This is a genomic window from uncultured Porphyromonas sp., assembly GCF_934359325.1.
Classification (GTDB): domain Bacteria; phylum Bacteroidota; class Bacteroidia; order Bacteroidales; family Porphyromonadaceae; genus Porphyromonas_A.
This window is the reverse complement of record NZ_CAKRLH010000108.1, coordinates 1-5,326: the sequence shown is the minus strand read 5'-3', so window position 1 is coordinate 5,326 and position 5,326 is coordinate 1. Positions and strand designations below refer to the sequence as shown.

At 59.0% G+C, this 5,326-nt stretch carries 2 protein-coding genes; both read right to left on the bottom strand.

The genetic code is table 11. The features are described from left to right. A partial coding sequence (locus Q0F21_RS05055) for a calcium-translocating P-type ATPase, PMCA-type (protein WP_297237982.1) occupies positions 1 to 2,687 on the bottom strand: 2,687 nt, incomplete at its 3' end. 122 nt (positions 2,688 to 2,809) lie between these two features. Further along, the coding region (locus Q0F21_RS05050; protein WP_297237980.1) for a glycoside hydrolase family 2 TIM barrel-domain containing protein at positions 2,810 to 5,326 on the bottom strand (2,517 nt) is incomplete at its 5' end.

Sequence of the window (5,326 nt, the reverse complement as noted above, 5' to 3'; positions counted from 1 at the left end):
TCTCCCTTGATGGTATTGATGCCGAGGAGCTTGAAGAGATTGACGATCACGATCGGGACAAACATCAGCCCGAGGACCATCAAGAAGTGCTTCGGATCGGGCATCTCGAGGTGGAAGATGTCGTTAATGCCGGGGATGAAGACCACCGCAGCCATCATCAGCGTGGAGACGACGAGCGCCCAGAAGAGCGGCATATTCCTGAAGGGTGAGGTGCGCCAGCTCGGCAGCGTGCTGGAGTGGAGGTTGCGGATGTTGAGCATCTGAGCCATACAGATGACGATGAAGGCCATCGTCTGACCCAGCTCGACCCCTCCGTCATTCTTACCGATCAGGTAGCCGGTGAGTGCCAGCAGTCCGATGATCAGTCCCTGGTAGCACATTCGCCAGATGAAGCCTCGGGTGAAGAAGCCTTTCTCGCTGTCGATCGGGGGACGCTTCATGATCCCCTCCGCCGGAGGATCGAGGCTTATGGCGAGGGCGGGGAGGCTGTCGGTGACGAGATTGACCCAGAGGAGATGGATCGGGAGCAGCGGGTTGCCGAGGTTGAAGACAGTGGCAATGAGGATCAGCATCACTTCACCAATATTGGAAGTGAGGAGGAACTGGACCGACTTGACGATATTGTCGTATATGCGACGTCCCTCGCGGACCGAATTGACGATCGTGGCGAAGTTATCGTCCGTCAGTACCACGTCGGCGGCATCTTTGGAGACCTCTGTGCCGGTGATGCCCATGGCGATGCCGATGTCGGCTCGCTTCAGTGCCGGGGCGTCATTTACCCCGTCACCGGTCATGGCGACCACCTTGCCGTGCTTCTGCCACGCCTTGACGATACGCACCTTGTGCTCCGGTGCCACACGAGCGTAGACGGCGCAGTGGGGGACGAGGTCGTAGAGTTCATCGTCGCTCATCTTCTCCAGTTCGGTGCCGTTGGTCACTCGGTCGCCCTCCTCGAGGATCCCGATCTGTCGGGCGATGGCAGAGGCGGTCACCTGGTGGTCACCGGTGATCATCACAGGCTTGATGCCGGCGGTGCGGCACTCGGCGACGGCGGGGATCACCTCCGGACGAGCCGGGTCGATCATCCCGACGAGTCCGATGAGGGTCAGCTCCTTCTCCACCGCCTCGGAGGTTTCATCAGCAGGGAGTGAGTCGATGTCGGCATAGGCGACGGCGAGCACTCGGAGCGCCTCCTCAGCCATGTGGACGTTGGCTGAGCGGATCTCATCCGCCACCTCTTCGGTCAGCGGGAGACGCTCACCAGCGCTGAGGTAGTGGGTGCAGCGGGAGAGTATCTCGTCGGTGCCGCCCTTGACGTTGGTGCGGAGGCTCTTGCCGTCTATGGCGTTGATGGTAGACATCATCTTCCGCTCGGAGTCGAAGGGAACCTCAGCTTTGCGGGGGTGCTTCGCCTCGAGGTCGTTTTTGCTTATCCCGTCCCGACGATAGGCGAGCTCGAGGAAGGCGATCTCCGTCGGGTCGCCGCTGTAGGGGCTCTCCGCATCGGGATCGTCGGACTGGTGTGCTTCGTTGGCGAGCGATCCTACCTCGAGTAGCAGCCTAAGGCTCTCCTCAGTCGCCTCAGGCACCTTAGTCGCCTCATCCATTTCGATCAGCTCCTCACCGGGCAGCCAGGAGTGGGTGATGGTCATCTTATTCTGCGTCAGGGTGCCGGTCTTATCGGAGCAGATGATGGAGGTGCTGCCGAGGGTCTCGACGGAGGGTAGGGTGCGGACAATGGCATTGTGTTTCACGAGCCGCTGCACGCCCATGGCGAGGACAAGCGTCGCCACTACCTGCAGACCCTCCGGGATGGCAGCCACACCGAGGGAGACGGCCATTAGGAGCATCTCGAGGATGCCCTGTCCGTAGAGGATACCGAGGATAAAGATCAGGACGCAAATGCCGAGGGCGAGGAATCCGAGGATCTTGCCGAGCTGATTGAGCCGCTTCTGAAGCGGCATCTCCTGCTGCTCGGTCTCGGATAGCATCTCGGCGATGTGTCCCACCTCGGTCTCCATACCGGTAGCCACGACGATGCCCTTGCCACGACCGTAGGTGACGAGACCGGTGGAGAAGGCGACGTTGGATCGGTCGCCGATGGGGAGATCGGGGTCTGCGGGGAGTGGCTCGGCGCTCTTGTCACTCGAGACCGACTCTCCGGTGAGAGCCGCCTCCTGGATCTTAAGATTGACGCAGTCGGTCAGCCGTATGTCAGCGGGGACGATGTCACCCACATCGAGCACCACCACGTCTCCCGGGACGATCTCCTCAGAGCTGATCTCGGTGATGTTGCCCCCACGGATCACCTTGCTGTGAGGAGCACTCATGCGATTGAGCGAGTCGAGGGAGACCATCGCCTTATGCTCCTGGATCGTACCGATGACCGCATTGACGATCAGGATGGCGAGGATGATGAAGCTGTCGGTGAAGTTATTCGTCTTGTCGACAACGGCGATCACAGCCGTGACGATGGCTGCGAGGATCAGAACCAGGACGAGAGTGTCCTTGAATTGGCTCAGGAAGATCTTCCATATCGGGGTACGCTTCTTCTCCCTCAGCTTATTGTGTCCATACTTCTCCAGTCTCTGCTTGACCTCTTCGGGTGAGAGACCTTGCTCTCTTGAGGTGCCGAGATCTTTCGCCACCTCGTCTGCGGTCATGCTGTAGTATATCTTTTCGCTCATAATCTCCTTGTGATAGATGAATGCTCAGCAAAGGTACCCAAAGCTCTCAGCTTACACCATTTTTAGTATAAAAAAAGAGGAACCCCCTCCGATCGGAAGAGGCTCCTCTTAGAAACTACTTGTCAGCGTCTGGCTACAGGGAAGAGACAGATCTCCTGGCTGTAGCTGCCGTATGGGAGACGCCAGCGCTCGGGTGGGATGGATCCCCAGGAGTCGACGCCACCCAGACCGAGGTGCTCTGCGTCGATGTGGAGGAAGACCCTGTCCTTACTCGGGGTCAGCTGCTCCGAGTGGCGCTGCGCCTTCTCGAGGAAGTCCTCCAGCTGAGCAACGCTGTAGGGCAGGGCGGATGCGTAGAAGCTCTTGCCCGACACGAAGCCCAGTCCCTCGCCCTGCTCATTGATGACAGACCAGTAGCGGAGGTCGCTGTGGAGACCGCTCTCCTGAGGACGGTCGTAGGAGAAGTAGGCATCGCTGACGGCGAGGTCATACCAGCCGATGAAGGCATTGGACTTGCGGTCGGGGTAGGTCTCGATCGGACCTCTGCCGTAGTAGTGGATCTGGCTGTAGGCGACCGGCATCTCCATCTGCAGCCCGAAGCGGAAGAGCTCCGGCATATCCTTGTCGTTGCTTCGGGGATCGAGCTTCTGAGAGATGTAGACCTTTCCGTCCACATCGATCGTGTACTCCATTGTCAGGTCGCATCGGACGCCCGGCAGGTCATACTTGGCGATCACATTGCCGCGACCATTGATCACCTCGTAGCTTAGCGAGGTGAGCTTCATCTTCGGCTCTCTCCACGCCTGCCACTTCTGCTGAAGCCCGGCACCTATGTCGTTGTCGGTCGGGGCGCGGTAGAAGGAGGGCATCAGCGCGGATCCCTCTGCCATATACTCATTGTCTCCCATGCTGTAGCCGGTGAGGAAGCCGCTTGTCTTGTCGAAGGAGACGACACAGTCGTGATTGACGAGGAAGTAGATCGTACTCTCTGACATCTCCTCCAGGGTCACGTAGCCATACTGTCCGAGTGGGAGCATCCGCTCGGTGTGCTCGACGAGGGTGAGCTGATCACGTGCCACCAAGTGGTCGGCAGGGATGAGTGGCTGATCCTCCAGTGTGCGGTACTCGACATTGAGGAAGACATCCTTCCCGGTGGCATCGATCGCAGGGAGCTTGATCTCCAGCCGCTCTGTCTCACCAGGCTTGACGGCAGGGCAGGCCATGGAGTGAGCCTGCACCTCCTGCCCGTCTACAGTGATGGCGTAATTGAGAGACAGGTAGTCGAGCGGACGGAAGTCGTTGTCGTTCTTGATCAGCAGTGTCACTCGTCCGTCAGAGAGCTGTCCCTCCATAGTGGTGAGAACTGGCTGGTAGGCAAACTTTGCCTCCACCGCATTGGGCTTCGGCATACGGGTGCAGTCGAAGAGTCCATTGTCGCAGAAGTTGTTGTCGCTCGGGTCGTAGTCGTTCCAGTCGCCGCCATATCCTCTGACGGTGGTGCCGTCAGGCTTCTCCATGTACTGCGCTTGGTCTACAAAGTCCCAGATGAAGCCGCCCTGCAGGACCGGATAGGTGTGGAAGAGATCCATATAGTCGGTCATACAGCCCTGACTGTTACCCATTGCGTGGGCGTACTCCGCCAGGATGTAGGGCTTGGATGGGTTGCCCTGCGCATAGGCGATGAGCTCACTCGGTCGGCGGTACATATTGCCGTAGATGTCGGTATTGGGACCATCAATGGCGCGCTCGAGCATGATGGGACGGGTGGTGTCGAGCTTCTTGATTGCCGAGCGGGCGGCAGCGAAGTTTTCTCCATCCCCAGCCTCATTGGCCATCGACCAAATGATGATCGACGGATGAATGCCTCTCGAAGCGACCTGCCGGACGTTTCGCTCCACATGGGGAACCACCCACTCCGGCTGCTTGGCGAGCGACTCCGCTCCGTAGCCCATGCCGTGGGACTCGAGATTGGACTCGGCGCAGACGTAGAGTCCGTAGACATCGCAGAGCTTGTAGAAGTAGGGATCATTGGGGTAGTGACAGGTGCGGATGGCATTCATATTGAATTGCTTCGCCAGCTTCACGTCCTCCAGCATCCGCTCGCGCGAGACGATGCATCCGCTATTGGGGTCGGTGTCGTGGCGATTGGCGCCCTTGATGAGGACCGGCTTGCCATTGACCTTGAGCAAAGTATCCTCGATCCGGATGTTGCGGAAGCCGATGTCGAATCGGCACACCTCGGAGAGCTTCCCATCGACGAAGCTCTTGATCTCAAGCTTGTAGAGATTGGGGGTCTCGGCGGTCCAGGGAGCGACTCCGGGTATGACTGCACGGACGGTATTGACACTGAAGCCCGGTAATGAGCGCTCCCAGACCTTCTGTCCGAGGGCATCGGTGAGGGTTAGCTCGTAGCGGGGTGAGCCGGCAGACTTTAGCCGGAGAGCCAGCAGTCCGTCCTTATAGTCATTGATCAGGTCCTGCTTGATCGTGATGTCTGCGAGGTGGGACTTGGGACGGGCGTAGAGGTAGACGTCCCGGTGAAATCCGGTGTGGCGAAACATATCCTGATCCTCCAGGTATGTCCCATCGCACCAGCGGAAGACGCGGAAGGCGATCGTATTCGTCTCCCCCGGCTTGAT